We start from the raw sequence: 17,264 nt of genomic DNA, 5'->3' as shown, positions 1-17,264 counted from the left end.
CTTCTTTTAGCGTGTCCTGCTTGGGCAGGCTTTTCTAGAACACGCTAAAAGGCAACGGGGTAAATAGTCCGGGATTGCATTACTTCACCTTATCTTCTCCATAAAAAGAGCCTTGATAGTGAATGAAGCAAAGTTTCCAATGCTTTGTTCACCATCAAGGCTCTTTTGTAGGAGCTAGAACATCTGTAATATTCTAGGCTTGACTATTTCCGTTCGGGTTGTTGTGCTGTTGTGAGTATCCAGGATACTGTGCCTGACCATTGGGCTGGTTATAGCCTTGGTAAGGTTGCTGCCCTGCCCATGGTGCCTGTCCGTAAGGTGCGGATGCGCCATTCGGAGGAACGAATCCGGCAGGCGCGCCCTGATACGGGTTCTGCGGAAGAGCGGGAGCCCGTTTATCCGCTGAAGGCCCCTGATCGCGAGCCAGCAAACGCCACACAACACCAGCAATGAGAAGTACCGAGATAATCATGAGCGTGAGCGGGTTGAGCCCGTTGAGCAGAAGCGCAAGATCTACCGTAACGAGAGCCGCGCTGACAAATACCCAGATACGGTCAAGAACAACGCTGACGAGTGCAGTCAGGAGAATGCCCAAGAGCATGATGACCGCACCTTGCTGAAGGTAACCAGTGCCCCATGCCATGATGGTGAGGAGCCCCTGTAATCCTATAGCCGTGTAGAGCAACGCCGCAGAGATACCTTGCTGAGCGGGGTGTTTCTCGATGAGGTTTCGGAGTATCTTAGAAGCCACGACAGCAAGCAGAATGAGGATCGCAGCTTCCAAAAGGCTCTGGAAGAACCCTGTTACCGAGAAATCCAGAAGAATTCGTGTAGTAAATGCCACCGGCGCGGCAACGATGGCTGTTGGCAGCATGCGCTTAGTGCTGACGGAAGCAAAGCTCAAAGCTGTAAGACCCCACAGCAGGGCGCTCTGTACCGTATCTTCGGAAGCAATCGAAGCAAGAGTCCAGAAGGCGATAGCTATGATCGCCGGAACCATCAAAAAGGTGTTGTGCGGACCGTAGAATCGGGTGCTGTCATTGCGCTGAGAAACCAAATAGTTTTTCGAGGATCGGGCAGGCCCGTGGAGCGGAAGCTGAATAACTTTCGCTGAGTTCTCCAACTGCACGTTAAGAGGCTGAAGCGAATCATACTTGCCGGGGATCTCGCGCTTCAGCAGAGTTGTTAGACCGTAGAGGACTGCACTGCATAGGGCAGCGGCAAGACCCTGGTAGATAACATATTCAGAGAACCGTGCATGATTGAGGTTCAGCATATGGTTGGTAACGGTATAACCTGTCAAAAGCAACGCGATAGAGGCGCATACTCGGAGCATAGCCAGGTTTGCTGCCTCCCCGAGCCCCCACAGCACTAGAACAGCAAGGGGACAGAAGATGGCGGTGAATAGAGCATTGTCTGAGTACGCGAAGGGAGCGATGAAACCGGGTAGGCACGCTGTATAGAAGATAATGTAGAACACGATCCGTTCGCGTGGCTGGCGGCGAGTCATGTACAAAATTCCACTCAGTAAACCTTGAATAAGGAGCAGCCCAGAGGCAGTGAGGAACACTTGATCAGAGGCAATGCTATTGGAAGCCCACAGCACAATGACTGACCACAGCATCGGGAACCTAGACGTCATAAACATAATATGACGTTCCGAGGTTTCTTGAGGAACAATGTAAGACATTCCAAACATATAGATGCTGGTCAGAACCAGAACCCCGACTGCCCACCAATCCCCAGCGGGGAAGAGGTAGTTCATCGATGTTGCTGCAATGCCTAAACCGCATAACGTGAGATAGATGCAGATGAGAGGCACAATCTTTTGATCTTTATACGCACTCGATGCTCGGAGCGTCAAGAAGCCAAGAGCCAGAACCGCGAGAAGAGCGACAACATAGAGCGAGGTATCAAGGGTTGGGTCAACAATCTCGCGGGGAGTCCACGTGAAGATCGAACGCAGCAGAAAGAATACAACTGCCATGACAAGGTACACCAGAATTTCCCAGAAGGCCGTCAGAGAACGTTTCTGGGGCAGCATCTCGTAACGGAGCGCGGCGAACAACCCAAGAGCGGTAATGGTGAGAGCACCTGCTAGGAGGATACCTCGTACGCCCCATCCGAGCTGAAGCGTAAAGAGCAGGTGCATGGTACCTAGGAAGAGGAATATCTTCGTTGTACTCGATACAAGGAGCTGAGGCAGCTGAAGCTTGCGGGCGGTAAGCATGAGAATGCCCGCTGTTACGAAGTACAGGTAGAAAGCGGATTCGTGCTGGCCTAGCAAAATCAGGCTTAACCCACTGCTTATTCCAGTGATCAGGTATACGTACTCCTGAGCAAGAAGATATTTGCGGTAGGCAACAATAATACCCACGCAGAGCACAGCAAATACCCATGCACGCGGAAAGGTAACACCGTCTAGATGTACAAGCAGCATAAATTCTAGCCCAGTTGGGAAAGAATCTATATTGGTCAGAAGTGCATGTGGCATTTCGATAAAAGTGACGAATGCAGCAAAAATAATGCTTATATAGGTATCAATCCGAACATCCCAGCGCATGATGGGATGCTTAGGTAGATTCGCCTTCATTTCACGCTGCATAAGGGGGTACCCTACCAAGACTGCGAGAAGGTGCAGCGCATATAGGCCCATGAGGACTATTGTGACGGTAATAGGCCTCTCTAAGCCCCAGCCGAAACTGATCAGGGCGATGAATGGGTAGAGGCGAGCCTGAATGTAGTAGTCAAGCTTGCGTTCCAGAGCGGTAAAGACGAAAGCATGAGCCGACATAACGGAGAAGACTATGCCCATATCAGAGCTACTCATCTGCGGTATAAAGAAGAGCACTACGATCGCTGTGACGGGAACGAAAATACGAGAGGATTCTAAAAGACCCTCACGCAAACCAGTAGGTACAAGGCGCGAATTCAGGCGTATGAGCAGGCCCAGGATAATGGCGAGCACTGTGAGCGCGACGAAGTACCACACAAAGGGGAGAGCAGCCACGTTCGTGGCGGCAAGCGCATCCGAGACGAAGAATGAAATAAGAACATAAGCCATCACCCTGTTGCGCATAAAAGAGCAGGCCAGAATAATCGCAGCTGTGCCAACGAGTGAGACCAGCAGCCAGATGAGGCTTCCGTCATTCCAAAGCCCCAGAACATAGGTTGCAATACCGGTAAGGGGTAAAAGTGCTAAACCGGTGGCGGTGAATGAGTAGGATGCAATGCGCAAACGTGCCACAGTTTTGTAGGTAATAAGACCTGCGCTGTAGAAAAGTAAACTACCTAATCCTAGACCAGCTACACGAAGAATAACGCTGGTCCTATCCTGCGAGGTGATCGAAGTGATGAACAGCGCCGCAGAACCGATGAGGAGCAATGAGCCCAAGTAAAGCAGAACATTAAGGAAAAGGTCTTCGGCACGGCGGCGTGTCAAAGAACGGGTGGTCTGCTGGGGAGCCTGCATCGTTGCCTGTGACGGATCAGAATACCACGTTGTTTGTGGGTTTTGGCCCTGCCAAGGCATCTGTGCCTGAGGGCATGAATACCCGGCTGGTGTCTGAGGAGACTGCCCTGAACCCTGCGGCTGAGCACCAGAGGGGAATTCGTGGTTGGGGGTAGACATGATATTTACTCCTTTGATGATTTACCTATTTTCACCATAGACGAATGCGGAGCATAGATTCTTTGATTTGATGCTTTATTCGGCATAGAGGTTTCTGGAAAAAGAATGAGAGAATCCTGAATGCGAAATAACCGCATTTTTAAGGAGTAATTCTGGTTTTCGAGATTTCCTCTTGATAAATTCTCTGGACACTCAAACGATATGAAAAAATAAAATAATGAACCTCAGCATGAGAGTCAGGCAGGACTGCGAAGCAAAGGCGTGTATCCTTGCCAGTAATTGTGTTTTTAACAACAACCTTTGAATCTGCTTGCGTGAGATGGTGAGTTTTGAGAGAATGGACGACGTTGTAAAAGCGTTTATCTGTTCTAGATAAGCCCACATATGACCCGGTCCGAGGAATGAAGGGACGAGTCTGTCTTACGGCAGGCGACACGCCCGAGTTCGGGGGTCGGTGCCCATGCGGGGTGAGGAACCCGGTTTTACCGGATTCAGTCCGTGGTGGGCGGCGCACGTGATGAATATATCACGTTCCTTAAGCGCCATGATAAGGGGCACAAGCTCCGATACAGGGAATACATCAAGAAAGAGAGTCCGACAGATGGCGGGACAGAAAATCCGCATCCGTCTGAAGTCCTATGATCACGAGGTCATTGATTCTTCGGCACGGAAAATCGTCGAAACGGTAAAGGGTGCAGGCGCAACTGTAGTTGGCCCCGTGCCGTTGCCGACCGAGAAGAACGTATACTGCGTTATTCGTTCTCCCCATAAGTACAAGGACAGCCGCGAGCACTTCGAGATGCGTACGCACAAGCGTCTGATCGACGTTGTTGATCCGACCCCTAAGGCTGTTGATGCCCTCATGCGTCTTGACCTGCCGGCAGACGTGAACATCGAGATCAAGCTGTAGAGGATCGCATCTCATGACTAACAAATTCGAGCGCCAGGTGAAGGGTCTGCTGGGTACTAAACTTGGCATGACTCAGGTCTGGGACGAGGACGGCAAAGTTGTGCCGGTGACCGTCGTCAAGGCCGATTCTAACGTTATTACTCAGATCCGTAACCAGGAAACTGACGGCTACCACGCTGTGCAGATTGGTTTCGGTTCCATCGATTCTCGCAAGGTTACCAAGCCTCTGGCTGGTCACTTCGAGAAGGCCGGTGTTACTCCCCGTCGTCACCTCGTCGAACTGCGCACCGCAGACGCTGCTGAGTATTCCCTCGGTCAGGAATTGACCGTTGAGATGTTCGAGCCCGGTCAGAAGGTAGACGTCGTTGGCAAGACCAAGGGTAAGGGTTTCGCAGGTGTTATGAAGCGTCACGGCTTCAAGGGTGTTGGCGCATCGCACGGTCAGCACAAGAACCACCGTAAGCCCGGTTCCATTGGTGGTGCATCCTATCCCGCACGCGTGTTCAAGGGTATGCGCATGGCTGGCCGTATGGGCGCAGCTCGTCACACCACTTTGAACCTGACTATCCAGGGTGTGGACGCAGAGAACAATGTCCTGCTGATCAAGGGTGCAATCCCCGGTCCTAAGGGCGGCGTTGTTCTGGTTCGTACCGCTGTGAAGGGAGCCTAGTACATCATGGCTGTCAAAACCCTTAAGGTAGATCTGCCCGCAGAGATTTTCGACGCGCAGGCATCCGTACCCCTGCTGCACCAGGTTGTCGTTGCACAGCTTGCTGCCGCACGTCAGGGTACCCACAAGACCAAGAACCGTGGTGAAGTTTCCGGTGCAGGCCGTAAGCCCTTCAAGCAGAAGGGTACCGGTAATGCGCGTCAGGGCTCCATCCGCGCACCGCATATGACCGGTGGTGGCGTGGTGCACGGTCCGACCCCGCGTAACTACGCACAGCGCACCCCCAAGAAGATGATCGCCGCAGCACTGCGTGGCGCTCTCTCTGACCGCGCTCGTCACGACCGCATCCACGTGGTGGAGAACTTCATCTCTGGTGAGACTCCCTCGACTAAGGCTGCTAAGGCTGCATTCGCAGAGCTTACCGATCGCAAGAATGTTCTGTTCGTTATCGATCGTGCAGAGGATGTGCTGGCACTGTCCGCACGTAACCTGCAGAAAGTTCACGTGCTCTACGCAGATCAGCTCAACACCTACGATGTGCTGGTTTCGGATGATGTAGTCTTCACCAAGGCGGCATACGACGCGTTCGTAGCTGCTAATCAGAAGAAGGAGGGCGCTAAGTAATGAGCGTTTCCACCAAGTCTGTGTACGACGTAATTATCGCTCCTGTTGTTTCTGAAAAGAGCTATGGACAGATCGACGAAGACAAATACACTTTCGAGGTCGCTCCGGACTCAAACAAGCTTGAAATCAAGCAGGCTATCGAAACAATCTGGGACGTCAAGGTTGCTTCCATCAATACTATGAACCGTAAGGGCAAGCGGAAGCGCACCCGTTTCGGATGGGGCTCTCGTAAGGACACCAAGCGTGCTATCGTGACCCTCAAGGAAGGCCGTATCGACATCTTCGGCGGTCCGCAGGCATAAGGCTTGCGGAGACCACTTTAACGAAGGAAAGAAATATCTCACATGGGTATTCGTAAGTATAAGCCGACGACCCCGGGTCGCCGCGGTTCGAGCGTTGCTGATTTCGTTGAAATCACCCGCTCCACCCCGGAAAAGTCCCTGCTTCGTCCGCTTCACAAGACCGGCGGCCGTAACAACACCGGTCGTATCACCACTCGTCATAAGGGTGGCGGACACAAGCGTCAGTACCGTCTGATCGACTTCCGCCGTCACGATAAAGACGGTGTGAATGCACGCGTTGCGCACATCGAGTACGATCCAAACCGTACCGCACGCATCGCACTTCTGCACTACTTCGATGGTTCTAAGCGCTACATTATCGCTCCGAACAGGCTCTCTCAGGGCGACATCGTCGAGTCTGGCCCTTCAGCCGACATCAAGCCCGGCAACAACCTGCCCCTGCGCAACATCCCCGTGGGTACTGTGCTCCACTGTGTTGAGCTCCGTCCCGGTGGTGGCGCAAAGCTGGCACGTTCCGCTGGTGCTTCGGTTCAGCTGGTTGCTAAGGAAGGCAAGTACGGTCAGCTCCGTCTGCCCTCCGGCGAAATCCGTAACGTGGATGTTCGCTGCCGTGCAACCGTGGGCGAGGTTGGCAACGCAGAGCAGTCCAACATCAACTGGGGTAAGGCAGGCCGCAACCGCTGGAAGGGCATCCGTCCGACCGTTCGTGGTGTGGTTATGAACCCGGTTGACCACCCGCATGGTGGTGGTGAGGGTAAGACCTCCGGCGGTCGTCACCCGGTTAACCCCAATGGTAAGCCCGAGGGCCGCACTCGTCGTCCCAATAAGGAAAGCGACAAGCTCATCGTTCGTCGCCGTCGTACTGGCAAGAAGCGCTAAGGAGCCTGACACATGCCTCGTAGTTTGAAGAAGGGCCCTTTCGTTGATCAGCACCTCTACCTGAAGGTAGCGGCTCAGAACGAGAAGGGCACCAAGAATGTTATTAAGACTTGGTCCCGTCGCTCGATGATTATTCCCGATATGCTCGGGCACACCATCGCAGTGTACGACGGACGCAAGCACGTACCGGTATTCATTACCGAGTCGATGGTTGGGCACAAGCTCGGCGAGTTTGCACCCACCCGCACTTTCCGCAGCCATGTGAAGGACGACCGTAAGGGTAAGCGTCGCTAATCGGATAATCCGATCAGTTATGTTTCCTTTTCGGCATAAGACGAAAGAGAGATAGGCAATGGAAGCCAAGGCATCAGCGCGTTTTGTTCGCGTTACGCCTATGAAGGCCCGCCGTGTCGTCAACCTGATCCGTGGTAAGCAAGCGGAAGAGGCTCTGGCGATTCTGAAGTTCGCACCCCAGGGTGCTTCAGAACCGGTATATAAAATCGTTGCTTCGGCAATAGCAAACGCTCGTCAGAAGGCGACCCAGGAAGGTCTGCCGTTCCGCGAGGAAGAGCTGTTCGTCAGCGAAGCATTCGTGAATGAAGGTCCGACCATGAAGCGCATTCAGCCCCGCGCGCAGGGTCGTGCATACCGTATCAACAAGCGCACCAGCCACATCACCGTGGTAGTTGCTACCCCGGAGAAGGAGGAGGACCGCTAAATGGGTCAGAAAATTCACCCGAACGGTTTCCGACTGGGCATTACCACCGAGCACGTCTCCAAGTGGTTCGCTGATTCCAACAAGCCCGGCGAGCGTTACGCAGACTTCGTTCGCGAAGATGTGAAGATCCGCGAGCTTTTGGCAAAGAACCTGGATCGTGCGGGCGTTGCAAAGGTTGAGATTGAGCGTACCCGTGACCGTGTGCGTGTGGATATCCACACTGCGCGTCCCGGTATCGTCATCGGCCGCCGTGGCGCTGAAGCAGACCGCATCCGTGGCGAGCTTGAGAAACTGACCGGCAAGCAGATTCAGCTGAACATTCTTGAGGTTTCTAACCCCGATCTGTCAGCTCAGCTGGTTGCTCAGAGCATTGCAGAACAGCTTGCAGCGCGTGTTGCATTCCGCCGTGCTATGAAGAAGGCAATCCAGTCCGCACAGCGTGCAGGTGCAAAGGGTATTCGTATCCAGTGCTCCGGTCGCTTAGGCGGCGCTGAAATGTCCCGTTCCGAGTTCTACCGTGAAGGTCGTGTGCCCCTGCACACCCTGCGTGCGAACATCGATTACGGTTTCTTCGAAGCCAAGACTACCTTCGGTCGTATTGGTGTGAAGGTCTGGATCTACAAGGGCGACTTGACCGACAAGGAACTGGCAGCTCAGCAGGCAGCTAACAACCGTCGCGGCAACCGCCGTGATGGTGATCGCCGCCGCTCCGGTGGCCGTGGTCCCCGTCGTGAACGCCGCAACGAGAATGCTTCGGCAAACACCGAAGCCAAGACTGCAGAGAACGGTGAGGCATAAATGCTTATTCCCCGTCGAGTAAAGTTCCGTAAGCAGCACCACCCCAAGCGTCATGGTCTCGCAAAGGGCGGCACCGAGGTTAGCTTCGGTGAATGGGGCATTCAGGCTCTTTCGCCCGCATATGTGACCAACCGTCAGATTGAGGCTGCACGTATTGCAATGACCCGTCACATCAAGCGTGGCGGTAAGGTCTGGATTAACATTTACCCGGACCGTCCGTTGACCAAGAAGCCTGCCGAAACTCGTATGGGTTCCGGTAAGGGTTCACCCGAGTGGTGGGTCGCTAATGTTAAGCCCGGTCGAGTCATGTTTGAGATCGCCGGTGTATCCGAAGAGGTGGCTCGCGAGGCGCTGCGCCTGGCAATCCACAAACTCCCGATGAAGGCACGTGTTGTGCGTCGCGAAGGTGGTGAATAAGCGAGATGGCAGTTGGATCCAAGGATCTGAGCATCGATAAGCTCGCAGAGCTCTCCAACGAAGAGCTGGCTGCAAAGCTGAGCGAATCGAAGAAGGAACTCTTCAACATCCGTTTCCAGGAAGTCACCGGTCAGGCTAACGCTGGTCGTCGCCGCACCATCAAGCGTGATATCGCACGTATCTACACCGTGCTGCGTGAGCGCGAGCTCGGTATTCGTCCCGCAACCGAAGGTGAGTCCAAGTGAGTGAAGTAAAGAACGAAGAGCGCGGCTACCGTAAGTCCCGCCGCGGCTACGTTGTCTCCGACAAGATGGACAAGACCGTTGTCGTCGAGGTCGAGGATCGCGTGAAGCACGCTCTATACGGCAAGGTTATGCGCCGTAGCTCCAAGATCAAGGCACACGACGAGCAGAATGTCTGCGGCGTTGGTGACTATGTTCTGTTGGCAGAGACCCGTCCGCTGTCCGCTACCAAGCGTTGGCGTGTCGTGGAGATCCTAGAGAAAGCTAAGTAAGCGCCTAGGACTCTGTTTGAGCACTATACGAGGTAGGGCCTCTTCCCCCATAATTCCGTGGGGGAGAGGCCCTACCTCTATGTTCTATACGTCTCTTATATGAAAGATGTGCAGATGATGAAACGAAATATATTCCAGTACTTTATGAAAACTTTACTTTTTGAATATGGTTGAAAATCCGCTCTAGTATTGCTTACTATCGAAGGTACGCTTACTAAGTAAAACCTATATTTGACGTGGTTTCGCTGATTAGTGAGCTTCTAGGGCGTTATGCCCCCGACACACTGCATACTGAGGAACACAGACATGACTCCTTCATCTAATCACGGCATATCTCGACCCACGCAGAGAGCGTTAGCATCTGCTGGAGTCGTATCGCTTGTGATGGCATCGTTAAGCGCGATGCCTGCATCGTTCGCTAACGAGCAACAGCCCGCTCCCCACGACAACAGTTCTGGTTGTCGTAATATTGCGATCACCGCTGATCGATACCAGGGGCTTCCGGGCGAATATCAGCTGGCATATTCCAACTACACCCGGAACCTTTATACAACATTCTCAAATGGACGTCCGCCCGTTTACACCGGCGGCATTGGAGTGTGGACAACCTACGGTGAAATCCCAACCCTCGATGAAGTGATGCTGCCGGGAACCGTAGATTTTGTACCCAGCGGGCAGACCGAAGCGACAAGTAAGCAACTTGCTTCTCCTGACGGTATTGCTATTGATGATGCACACGGTACCATCTGGGTAACCCAGACTCGTACCAACTCGGTAACCGTGTACGATCTGTACACTAAGAAGGAACTGTGGACCAGCTACGATGCACAGAATCCGGAAAACGGGTCTGTATCGCGTCCTCGTGAGGTTAAGGTTGATGCGAAGTCAGGGAAAGCATTCGTTTCTGGTTCTGGCGGCGTTACTGTGTTCGACTTGAAGAGCCACCAGGTTATTCAGAAGATTAACTTTACTAGTTCCGATGGCTCTGCTGATACGGGTATGAATATGGAGCTGGATTCCGAAGGTGGTCGCCTCTACGTACCTTCGCTGAACTCGGGAACGCTGAAAGCTATCAATACCGAAACCCTCGCTGTTGAGCAGACCATTGAGCTGCATAAAGATGTGGCGGACGCGCAGCTGCGTCCCTCCGATGTAACGATTGATAAGTCTCTGGGTGAAATCTATGTTTCGTCCCAGGGCGATATGGACCGCGAGACGAAAGTTTCTAAGGGAAACTCTGGTATCACGGTTTACGACTTAAAGACGGGCGAGTACAAGAAGAGCATTAATTTCGGGAAACAGACGCTGGCGATTACTGCCGACGAAGAGCATGACGTGGTTTATGCTACCGATTTTGCCACCGGAAAGATCGGCGTTATTGACGGTCGTACCGGCTCCATCACGCATGAGGTGAGCACGGGTGCAGAAGGCGGAGCTAACGACGTTCTTGTAACCCCCGAAGGCGAAGTCTACGCGGTTGTCAGAGACAAGTTTGCTGATAACGTGACGACGGGGTACACGCTGGATCCCACCACCGGTAAATTTAAAGAGGCGGCAAGTGCTGAACCCAAGGGTGAGAACGGCGCAGATACTCCAATCACGGTAAATTCCCTTGTCAAGATTACTCCGACGTTTACTGCTGTTCCAAATATTCCTCAGTGCGATCCCGTGCAGACTCAGCAGGTTGTCGCCACGACTTCAACAGCAGGTGCTGTATATCCTAGGGGCACCAGCACAGTTCCCGTGCAAACCAAGACTGATACCCCCGTTTTCTCGGATGTTCCTGAAGGTTCTCCCTTTTACGCCGATATTCAGTGGTTGGCGCATCAGCGGCTTTCTTTTGGGTGGGCTGATGGCACCTATCGTCCCCAGCAGACGGTAGATCGTGGGGCTATGGCGGCGTATTTTTACCGTCTAGCGGGTTCTCCCGAGGTAGCGCTTCCTGAGATTTCACCTTTTAAAGATGTCGATTCGTCACATCCTTTCTACAAAGAGATTGTGTGGATGTCCCAGCAGGGCATTACAACTGGGTATGAGGATGGAACTTATCGTCCCGGCATATCGGTAGATCGTGGAGCAATGGCGGCTTTCTTCTTCCGTTATGCGAAGGTGACAAACTATGAGGTACCGCAGACTCCTCAGTTCAAGGACGTCGATCGCAATAATCCGTTCTACCGCGAGATTTCCTGGTTTAAGGACCAGCACATCACGACTGGCTGGGGTGACGGCACTTTCCGTCCGAACGAGCCTATTCAGCGTGCTGCGATGGCGGCTTTCATCCACCGATTCGCCGTCAAATAAATAAGAGGCGACATAAGCGAGTACGCAGTTACCGAGGCGGTGCTTACCCCATGTTCGTGGGGTAAGCACCGCCTTGTTACTGTTATTTGGAGTATTCGAGGTAAATCCATTGCTCAGGTGAACGTGGGCATGAGAGAGCCACGATCTTGAGTGAGTACCGCTGCTATTTGCCTAAATAGTAGAGAATAACGCCGCGACCTTCGACGGTGACGGCGTTATTTGACAGTTAAAAGCGGTTCGGCTCCTGCAGACGGACTAGCAAGGAATATGGGACCCAAGAAATCTGTCTGATAAGAGCCGAACCTGTAAAATGACGCAAGCGTCTTAACCATTATGGTGCAAAATGTTAGATTTTGCATCATGTTCACGAATAAAAGAGAAAAAATCTTGTTAATTCATGAAGTTATCTATCTTTATATCCGTAATGTGTCTAATATGCAGGTACACGAGTCTTAAGGGTCATAAGCCAATTTCATCCAGGAAGTACAGAGCTTCGGGCGTTTTATAGAGTATGTTGCGTTATGGTGCTGGTAGGAACTTATTTAAGGGCAATGTTCGCTTCGATATGGGACATGCTAAGTGGCAGAGCATATGATGGGTAGAAATTTCCGAGCCCCTCATGTGGAAGACAGTGACATGGTTCAAATTTTGAGCCTCACAATTTGTAAAGCTCATGAGAATCTTGAGCAGCATCAAGTTGGGGCCAATCCTAAAACTCATAAGCTTTTTTGTTAGCGGAAGTTTCAAACATGCTCGCACGCGTGGGAATGCCGTTGCGACAACCGCCCGCGTTAACCCGAATACCTTGGTATCGAGACGCTTGCAAAATGACCGGTTGCACTGGATGAGCATCTTCAAACGGCAGGGCAGTACTACCTGCAAAGCCCATATGGTTCGGTACTCGATAACCGCGACAGTAATGTTTGGGTGGGCGGCGCAAACACTGTCGGTGATGGTATACGCGCACGATAATTTTTCACCAGTATAGAACCCCGTCCGAGTTGCAGAACCTGAAGGGTCTGACAGTGATACTCCCGATGTGATGGTTGCGGTAACCCGCAAGATGGTGCCATCCAGCGGATACCCCCGCACTGTCTTCTAATAATCTGAGAATGTGTGCATTGAAGCCCGGTATGATGCGCTATGCCTCACGATAAATCCTTTGAAATATCAGGAAAATTCCGGTAAAGTTTTAAGACTGTGTGGCTATACCCAGATATAGTCTCATAACCACGGGTTTCTCGTGCCAGTGCATAATGCCGCTATAACGGGTGGATACGCCCGCTTACGCGGGTCCAAATGCTCCTGGCATGGGTTACCCCAGGCGTTTCCGCTAACCCGCACATTTTTATGATGCTGTGGGCCCGGGGCGTCAATCAATCCCGTAAAAATGTTCCGCAAGGCTGGCTCGCGCTTGAAGGCGAGTCGGAACCGGCGAGACGACAGGAGAAATATGATTCAGCAGGAGTCGCGACTGAAGGTCGCCGATAACACTGGTGCGAAGGAAATCCTGACCATCCGTGTGCTTGGTGGTTCCTCGCGTCGCTACGCAGGCATCGGCGATATTATCGTCGCAACCGTCAAGGATGCAATTCCTGGCGGCACTGTTAAAAAGGGTGACGTTGTGAAAGCAGTCGTCGTCCGTACCAAGAAGGCAACCCGTCGCGCAGACGGATCCTACATCAAGTTCGACGAGAACTCAGCAGTTATTCTGAAGAACACTGATGGTGATCCCCGTGGTACCCGTATCTTTGGTCCCGTTGGTCGTGAACTTCGCGATAAGAAGTTCATGAAGATTGTTTCGCTGGCTCCGGAGGTGCTCTAACTTATGGCTAAGATCAAGTCCGGCGACCTGGTTCAGGTTATTTCCGGTGCAGACAAGGGTAAGCAGGGCAAAGTTCTGAAGGTTATCCCCAAGGAAAACCGCGTGATTGTTGAGGGCGTTAAGGTCGTCACCAAGCACACCAAGGCAAACCCCGTAACCGGCGCAGCAGGCGGTATTCAGAAGGTGGAGGCACCGATTCACGTTTCGAACGTGGCAATCGTTGATCCTGAGACCGAGAAGCCGACCCGTGTTGGTTTCCGCGAAGAGACTGTAGAGCGTAATGGCAAGCAGCGTACCGTTCGCGTGCGCGTTGCTAAGCGTTCGGGGAAGGATATCTAATGAGCGAGACCAAGATTACCCCCCGCTTTAAGACCAAGTACGCTGAGGTTGTCGTTCCCGCGCTGCAGGAAGAGTTCAAATACCAGAACGTCATGCAGACCCCGAAGTTCGTTAAGGTCGTCGTAAATATGGGTGTTGGCGAGGCAGCTCGCGATGCAAAGCTCATGGACGGCGCAATCCGCGATCTCACCGCTATTACCGGTCAGAAGCCGGTTGTAACCCGTGCCAAGAAATCCATCGCACAGTTCAAACTGCGTGAAGGTATGCCAATCGGCGCACACGTTACCCTGCGTGGCGACCGCATGTGGGAGTTCCTGGACCGCTTGGTTACCCTGGCTCTGCCCCGTATCCGCGATTTCCGCGGTCTTTCCGATCGCCAGTTCGACGGTAACGGCAACTACACCTTCGGCCTCACCGAGCAGTCCATGTTCCACGAAATCGATCAGGATTCGATCGACCGCGTGCGTGGTATGGATATTACCGTGGTGACCAGCGCCAAGACCGACGATGAAGGCCGTGCCATGCTGAAGGCACTGGGCTTCCCGTTCAAGACCAACTAACGACTACGTTGCAGGTCCAGAGTCTGTTACCGCAGATTAGGGAAACCACAACGAGGAAGGGCTACAGCCCAAAATGACTATGACTGATCCGGTCGCAGATATGCTGACCCGTTTGCGCAACGCAAACTCCGCATACCACGACACCGTATCTATGCCCTACTCGAAGCTCAAGGCTCGCATCGCCGAGATCCTGAAGGCTGAGGGCTACATTGCCGATGTTAAGGAAGAGGAAGCAAAGGTTGGCAAGACCCTGACCCTCGTTCTTAAGTACGGTCCGTCCCGCGAGCGTTCCATCGCTGGCGTGCGTCGTATTTCCAAGCCGGGCCTGCGTACCTACGCAAAGTCCACGAACCTGCCTCGGGTTCTGGGTGGTCTCGGTACCGCTATTCTGTCCACCTCCTCGGGTCTGCTCACTGATAAGCAGGCTGCGAAGAAGGGTGTGGGCGGCGAAGTTCTCGCCTACATCTGGTAGTCGGTTAGAAGAGAAAGGAAGAGAAGAATGTCACGTATTGGACGTCTCCCCATCTCGGTTCCAGCCGGCGTTGAGGTAAAGGTCGATGGCAACCTGGTGACCGTTAAAGGTTCCAAGGGTGAGCTGAGCCACCAGGTGGCTTCCCCCATTACTGTTGCTCTAAACGACAATGAAATTGCGGTATCGCGCCCGAACGACGAGCGTGTTTCTCGCTCGCTGCATGGTCTGACTCGTACCCTGATTCAGAACATGATTATCGGTGTGACCAACGGCTACGAGAAGAAGCTGGAAATTGTTGGTACCGGTTACCGTGTGACCGCGAAGGGTAACGACCTGGAATTCGCTCTAGGTTACTCCCACCCGATTAGCGTTTCTGCACCCGAAGGTGTTTCCTTCGCCGTGGAAGGCGCTAACAAGCTGACCATTTCGGGTATCGATAAGCAGCTCGTCGGTCAGGTTGCAGCAAACATTCGTGGTCTGCGTAAGCCCGATCCCTATAAGGGCAAGGGTGTTCGCTACGCAGGTGAGCACATCCGCCGCAAGGTCGGAAAGGCTGGTAAGTAAACATGGCTATCAAGTCGAAGGCATCGCAGCGTGCACGCCGTCACGCTCGCATCCGCAAGTATGTTTCGGGTACCGCTGCGCGTCCGCGCCTGTGCGTCACCCGTTCGAGCCGTCACATGTTCGTTCAGGTTATCGACGATGTCAAGGGTGTGACCCTGGCATCCGCCTCCACTATGGAAGCAGAGCTTCGTGCCGCAACCGATCTGGACAAGACCGCTAAAGCAAAGCGCGTTGGTGAGCTTGTAGCAGAGCGCGCTAAGGCAGCCGGTATTGAAACTGTCGTGTTTGACCGCGGCGGCAACAAATACCACGGTCGTGTTGCAGCAGTTGCTGATGGCGCACGTGAAGGAGGTCTGGCACTCTAATGAGCGAACAGAACGTAAAGGAAACTCAGGTGAGCGAAGCAGTAGCAGCTGAAACCGCTGAGACTTCCAAGCAGCGCGAAGAGCGCCGCAACAACCGCGGTGAGCGTCGCGGTCGCGGTGATCGTAAGAACCGCGCACGCGAGGAGGAAAAAGACAAGTACATCGAGCGCGTGGTAACCATCAACCGCGTGTCCAAGGTCGTCAAGGGTGGTCGTCGCTTCAGCTTCACCGCTCTGGTCGTTGTTGGTGATGGTAATGGCATGGTCGGCGTTGGCTACGGCAAGGCTAAGGAAGTTCCAGCAGCTATTGCCAAGGGTGTTGAGGAAGCTAAGAAGAACTTCTTCCGTGTACCCCGCATCGAGAACCGCACCATTCCCCACCGCGTACAGGGTGAGGAAGCAGCAGGCGTTGTGATGCTCCGCCCGGCAACCGCTGGTACCGGTGTGATCGCTGGTGGTCCGGTGCGTGCAGTGCTCGAAGCAGCAGGTATCCATGATGTGCTGTCGAAGTCTCTCGGTTCCTCGAACCAGATCAACATTGTTCACGCAACCGTTGCAGCACTCAAGCAACTGGAAGAGCCTCTGGCAGTTGCAGCCCGTCGTGGTCTGCCCAACGATGAGGTTATCCCCAGCTACCTGCGCAACACCAAGTCCGATAAGGCAGGTGCGTAATGGCTAAGCGTATTCAGCCCAGCGACGCAAAGCTGGAAATCACCCAGGTTAAATCCTATGTTGGTCAGAAGCAGAATATGCGCGACACCCTACGTTCCCTCGGCTTGAAGCGCCCGGGCAACAAGGTAGTGCGCACTGCCGACCCCGTCACCGTTGGCATGGTTAACACCGTTGCTCACCTGGTGAAGGTTGAGGAGGTCAAGTAAGATGGCAGACGCTATCAAGATTCACGATCTGCGCCCGGCACCGGGTGCCCACAAGGCAAAGACCCGCGTAGGCCGCGGTGAAGGATCAAAGGGTAAGACCGCAGGTCGCGGTACCAAGGGTACCAAGGCTCGTTACCAGGTTCGTCCCGGCTTCGAGGGCGGTCAGCTTCCGCTGCACATGCGCCTGCCGAAGCTGCGCGGATTCAAGAACCCGTTCCGTACCGAGTACCAGGTTGTTAACCTGAAGCGCATTCAGGAACTGTTCCCCGAAGGTGGCGAGGTCACCGTCGAGGCCCTGGTCGCTAAGGGCGCCGTTCGTAAGAACGAGCTTGTGAAGGTTCTGGGCGACGGCGACATCACCGTCAAGGTGAATGTTGTGGTTGATAAGGCTTCTGCATCCGCAATCTCTAAGATTGAGGCGGCAGGCGGTTCTGTAACCGTTAAGTAGTCTTCAGACTCACTAGATGGCTCCCGCACATGAGGCGGGGGCCATCTTCT

Annotated in this window: 22 protein-coding genes; 21 read left to right on the top strand and 1 reads right to left on the bottom strand. The window is 53.5% G+C overall.

Translation table 11 applies throughout. The annotated features are described in order from the left end of the window. Positions 1-193: 193 nt before the first annotated feature. A complete protein-coding gene (locus HMPREF0733_RS01440) occupies positions 194-3,631 on the bottom strand; it encodes a membrane protein (protein ID WP_041321529.1) in 3,438 nt (1,145 codons plus the stop codon). Between the two features lie 601 nt (positions 3,632-4,232). Between HMPREF0733_RS01440 and rpsJ the strand changes: the two genes are divergently transcribed. From rpsJ to rplO, 21 genes are all read left to right on the top strand, one after another. Further along, positions 4,233-4,541 carry a 30S ribosomal protein S10 gene (rpsJ, locus tag HMPREF0733_RS01435; protein ID WP_004005287.1) on the top strand — a complete coding sequence of 103 codons (309 nt, stop codon included), beginning with the start codon at positions 4,233-4,235 and terminating at the stop codon, positions 4,539-4,541. A gap of 13 nt (positions 4,542-4,554) precedes the next feature. After that, positions 4,555-5,211: a 50S ribosomal protein L3 gene (gene rplC / locus HMPREF0733_RS01430; RefSeq protein ID WP_004005286.1), complete on the top strand. Its 657-nt coding sequence runs from the start codon at positions 4,555-4,557 to the stop codon at positions 5,209-5,211. A 6-nt stretch (positions 5,212-5,217) separates the two neighbouring features. Beyond that, positions 5,218-5,835, top strand: a complete 618-nt coding sequence (gene rplD, locus HMPREF0733_RS01425; RefSeq protein WP_004005285.1) for a 50S ribosomal protein L4 — start codon at positions 5,218-5,220, stop codon at positions 5,833-5,835. Further along, positions 5,835-6,137, top strand: coding sequence for a 50S ribosomal protein L23 (rplW, locus tag HMPREF0733_RS01420; RefSeq protein WP_004005284.1), 303 nt, complete (start codon positions 5,835-5,837; stop codon positions 6,135-6,137). The genes rplD and rplW overlap by 1 nt, the downstream gene beginning before the upstream one ends. 42 nt (positions 6,138-6,179) lie before the next feature. Beyond that, a complete protein-coding gene (rplB, locus tag HMPREF0733_RS01415) occupies positions 6,180-7,016 on the top strand; it encodes a 50S ribosomal protein L2 (RefSeq protein ID WP_004005283.1) in 837 nt (278 codons plus the stop codon). A 12-nt stretch (positions 7,017-7,028) separates the two neighbouring features. Further along, a complete protein-coding gene (gene rpsS / locus HMPREF0733_RS01410) occupies positions 7,029-7,310 on the top strand; it encodes a 30S ribosomal protein S19 (protein WP_004005282.1) in 282 nt (93 codons plus the stop codon). A 58-nt stretch (positions 7,311-7,368) separates the two neighbouring features. Next, the gene (gene rplV, locus HMPREF0733_RS01405) at positions 7,369-7,734 is read left to right on the top strand and encodes a 50S ribosomal protein L22 (RefSeq protein ID WP_013397614.1); all 366 of its coding nucleotides are present in this window, start codon (positions 7,369-7,371) and stop codon (positions 7,732-7,734) included. Then, the gene (gene rpsC, locus HMPREF0733_RS01400) at positions 7,735-8,532 is read left to right on the top strand and encodes a 30S ribosomal protein S3 (protein WP_004005280.1); all 798 of its coding nucleotides are present in this window, start codon (positions 7,735-7,737) and stop codon (positions 8,530-8,532) included. Continuing rightward, positions 8,533-8,949, top strand: coding sequence for a 50S ribosomal protein L16 (gene rplP / locus HMPREF0733_RS01395; protein ID WP_004005279.1), 417 nt, complete (start codon positions 8,533-8,535; stop codon positions 8,947-8,949). 5 nt (positions 8,950-8,954) lie between these two features. Then, positions 8,955-9,194 carry a 50S ribosomal protein L29 gene (rpmC, locus tag HMPREF0733_RS01390; protein WP_013397613.1) on the top strand — a complete coding sequence of 80 codons (240 nt, stop codon included), beginning with the start codon at positions 8,955-8,957 and terminating at the stop codon, positions 9,192-9,194. Further along, positions 9,191-9,463, top strand: coding sequence for a 30S ribosomal protein S17 (gene rpsQ, locus HMPREF0733_RS01385; protein WP_004005278.1), 273 nt, complete (start codon positions 9,191-9,193; stop codon positions 9,461-9,463). The genes rpmC and rpsQ overlap by 4 nt, the downstream gene beginning before the upstream one ends. A 306-nt stretch (positions 9,464-9,769) precedes the next feature. Further along, positions 9,770-11,764: an S-layer homology domain-containing protein gene (locus tag HMPREF0733_RS01380; protein WP_041321528.1), complete on the top strand. Its 1,995-nt coding sequence runs from the start codon at positions 9,770-9,772 to the stop codon at positions 11,762-11,764. 1,453 nt (positions 11,765-13,217) lie between these two features. Next, positions 13,218-13,589, top strand: coding sequence for a 50S ribosomal protein L14 (gene rplN, locus HMPREF0733_RS01375; protein ID WP_004005276.1), 372 nt, complete (start codon positions 13,218-13,220; stop codon positions 13,587-13,589). 3 nt (positions 13,590-13,592) lie between these two features. Next, complete coding sequence (rplX, locus tag HMPREF0733_RS01370; RefSeq protein WP_004005275.1) at positions 13,593-13,928, top strand: 50S ribosomal protein L24; 336 nt, start codon at positions 13,593-13,595, stop codon at positions 13,926-13,928. Continuing rightward, positions 13,928-14,488, top strand: a complete 561-nt coding sequence (gene rplE / locus HMPREF0733_RS01365; RefSeq protein WP_004005274.1) for a 50S ribosomal protein L5 — start codon at positions 13,928-13,930, stop codon at positions 14,486-14,488. The genes rplX and rplE overlap by 1 nt, the downstream gene beginning before the upstream one ends. Before the next feature lie 73 nt (positions 14,489-14,561). After that, positions 14,562-14,960 carry a 30S ribosomal protein S8 gene (gene rpsH, locus HMPREF0733_RS01360; protein WP_004005273.1) on the top strand — a complete coding sequence of 133 codons (399 nt, stop codon included), beginning with the start codon at positions 14,562-14,564 and terminating at the stop codon, positions 14,958-14,960. 27 nt (positions 14,961-14,987) lie between these two features. Further along, positions 14,988-15,524 carry a 50S ribosomal protein L6 gene (gene rplF / locus HMPREF0733_RS01355; RefSeq protein ID WP_004005272.1) on the top strand — a complete coding sequence of 179 codons (537 nt, stop codon included), beginning with the start codon at positions 14,988-14,990 and terminating at the stop codon, positions 15,522-15,524. A 2-nt stretch (positions 15,525-15,526) separates the two neighbouring features. Continuing rightward, entirely contained in the window at positions 15,527-15,889 is a 363-nt protein-coding gene (gene rplR, locus HMPREF0733_RS01350; protein WP_004005271.1) for a 50S ribosomal protein L18, read from the top strand. A 29-nt stretch (positions 15,890-15,918) separates the two neighbouring features. Then, positions 15,919-16,560 carry a 30S ribosomal protein S5 gene (rpsE, locus tag HMPREF0733_RS01345; protein ID WP_172461391.1) on the top strand — a complete coding sequence of 214 codons (642 nt, stop codon included), beginning with the start codon at positions 15,919-15,921 and terminating at the stop codon, positions 16,558-16,560. After that, positions 16,560-16,766, top strand: coding sequence for a 50S ribosomal protein L30 (gene rpmD / locus HMPREF0733_RS01340; protein WP_004005265.1), 207 nt, complete (start codon positions 16,560-16,562; stop codon positions 16,764-16,766). The genes rpsE and rpmD overlap by 1 nt, the downstream gene beginning before the upstream one ends. Before the next feature lies 1 nt (position 16,767). Then, on the top strand, positions 16,768-17,214 hold the full coding sequence (gene rplO, locus HMPREF0733_RS01335) for a 50S ribosomal protein L15 (protein ID WP_013397609.1): 447 nt from the start codon (positions 16,768-16,770) through the stop codon (positions 17,212-17,214). Positions 17,215-17,264 lie beyond the last annotated feature (50 nt).

The organism is Rothia dentocariosa ATCC 17931, from assembly GCF_000164695.2.
GTDB lineage: Bacteria > Actinomycetota > Actinomycetes > Actinomycetales > Micrococcaceae > Rothia > Rothia dentocariosa.
Note: the sequence above shows the minus strand (reverse complement) of the source record. Positions and strands in the feature narration are given on the sequence as shown.

What these genes read in the sequence shown, in the direction of transcription:
- HMPREF0733_RS01440 (WP_041321529.1), bottom strand. Translation starts at nt 3,631, where the DNA reads ATGTCTACCCCCAACCACGAATTCCCCTCTGGTGCTCAGCCGCAGGGT.
- rpsJ (WP_004005287.1), top strand. Translation starts at nt 4,233, where the DNA reads ATGGCGGGACAGAAAATCCGCATCCGTCTGAAGTCCTATGATCACGAG.
- rplC (WP_004005286.1), top strand. Translation starts at nt 4,555, where the DNA reads ATGACTAACAAATTCGAGCGCCAGGTGAAGGGTCTGCTGGGTACTAAA.
- rplD (WP_004005285.1), top strand. Translation starts at nt 5,218, where the DNA reads ATGGCTGTCAAAACCCTTAAGGTAGATCTGCCCGCAGAGATTTTCGAC.
- rplW (WP_004005284.1), top strand. Translation starts at nt 5,835, where the DNA reads ATGAGCGTTTCCACCAAGTCTGTGTACGACGTAATTATCGCTCCTGTT.
- rplB (WP_004005283.1), top strand. Translation starts at nt 6,180, where the DNA reads ATGGGTATTCGTAAGTATAAGCCGACGACCCCGGGTCGCCGCGGTTCG.
- rpsS (WP_004005282.1), top strand. Translation starts at nt 7,029, where the DNA reads ATGCCTCGTAGTTTGAAGAAGGGCCCTTTCGTTGATCAGCACCTCTAC.
- rplV (WP_013397614.1), top strand. Translation starts at nt 7,369, where the DNA reads ATGGAAGCCAAGGCATCAGCGCGTTTTGTTCGCGTTACGCCTATGAAG.
- rpsC (WP_004005280.1), top strand. Translation starts at nt 7,735, where the DNA reads ATGGGTCAGAAAATTCACCCGAACGGTTTCCGACTGGGCATTACCACC.
- rplP (WP_004005279.1), top strand. Translation starts at nt 8,533, where the DNA reads ATGCTTATTCCCCGTCGAGTAAAGTTCCGTAAGCAGCACCACCCCAAG.
- rpmC (WP_013397613.1), top strand. Translation starts at nt 8,955, where the DNA reads ATGGCAGTTGGATCCAAGGATCTGAGCATCGATAAGCTCGCAGAGCTC.
- HMPREF0733_RS01380 (WP_041321528.1), top strand. Translation starts at nt 9,770, where the DNA reads ATGACTCCTTCATCTAATCACGGCATATCTCGACCCACGCAGAGAGCG.
- rplN (WP_004005276.1), top strand. Translation starts at nt 13,218, where the DNA reads ATGATTCAGCAGGAGTCGCGACTGAAGGTCGCCGATAACACTGGTGCG.
- rplX (WP_004005275.1), top strand. Translation starts at nt 13,593, where the DNA reads ATGGCTAAGATCAAGTCCGGCGACCTGGTTCAGGTTATTTCCGGTGCA.
- rplE (WP_004005274.1), top strand. Translation starts at nt 13,928, where the DNA reads ATGAGCGAGACCAAGATTACCCCCCGCTTTAAGACCAAGTACGCTGAG.
- rpsH (WP_004005273.1), top strand. Translation starts at nt 14,562, where the DNA reads ATGACTATGACTGATCCGGTCGCAGATATGCTGACCCGTTTGCGCAAC.
- rplF (WP_004005272.1), top strand. Translation starts at nt 14,988, where the DNA reads ATGTCACGTATTGGACGTCTCCCCATCTCGGTTCCAGCCGGCGTTGAG.
- rplR (WP_004005271.1), top strand. Translation starts at nt 15,527, where the DNA reads ATGGCTATCAAGTCGAAGGCATCGCAGCGTGCACGCCGTCACGCTCGC.
- rpmD (WP_004005265.1), top strand. Translation starts at nt 16,560, where the DNA reads ATGGCTAAGCGTATTCAGCCCAGCGACGCAAAGCTGGAAATCACCCAG.
- rplO (WP_013397609.1), top strand. Translation starts at nt 16,768, where the DNA reads ATGGCAGACGCTATCAAGATTCACGATCTGCGCCCGGCACCGGGTGCC.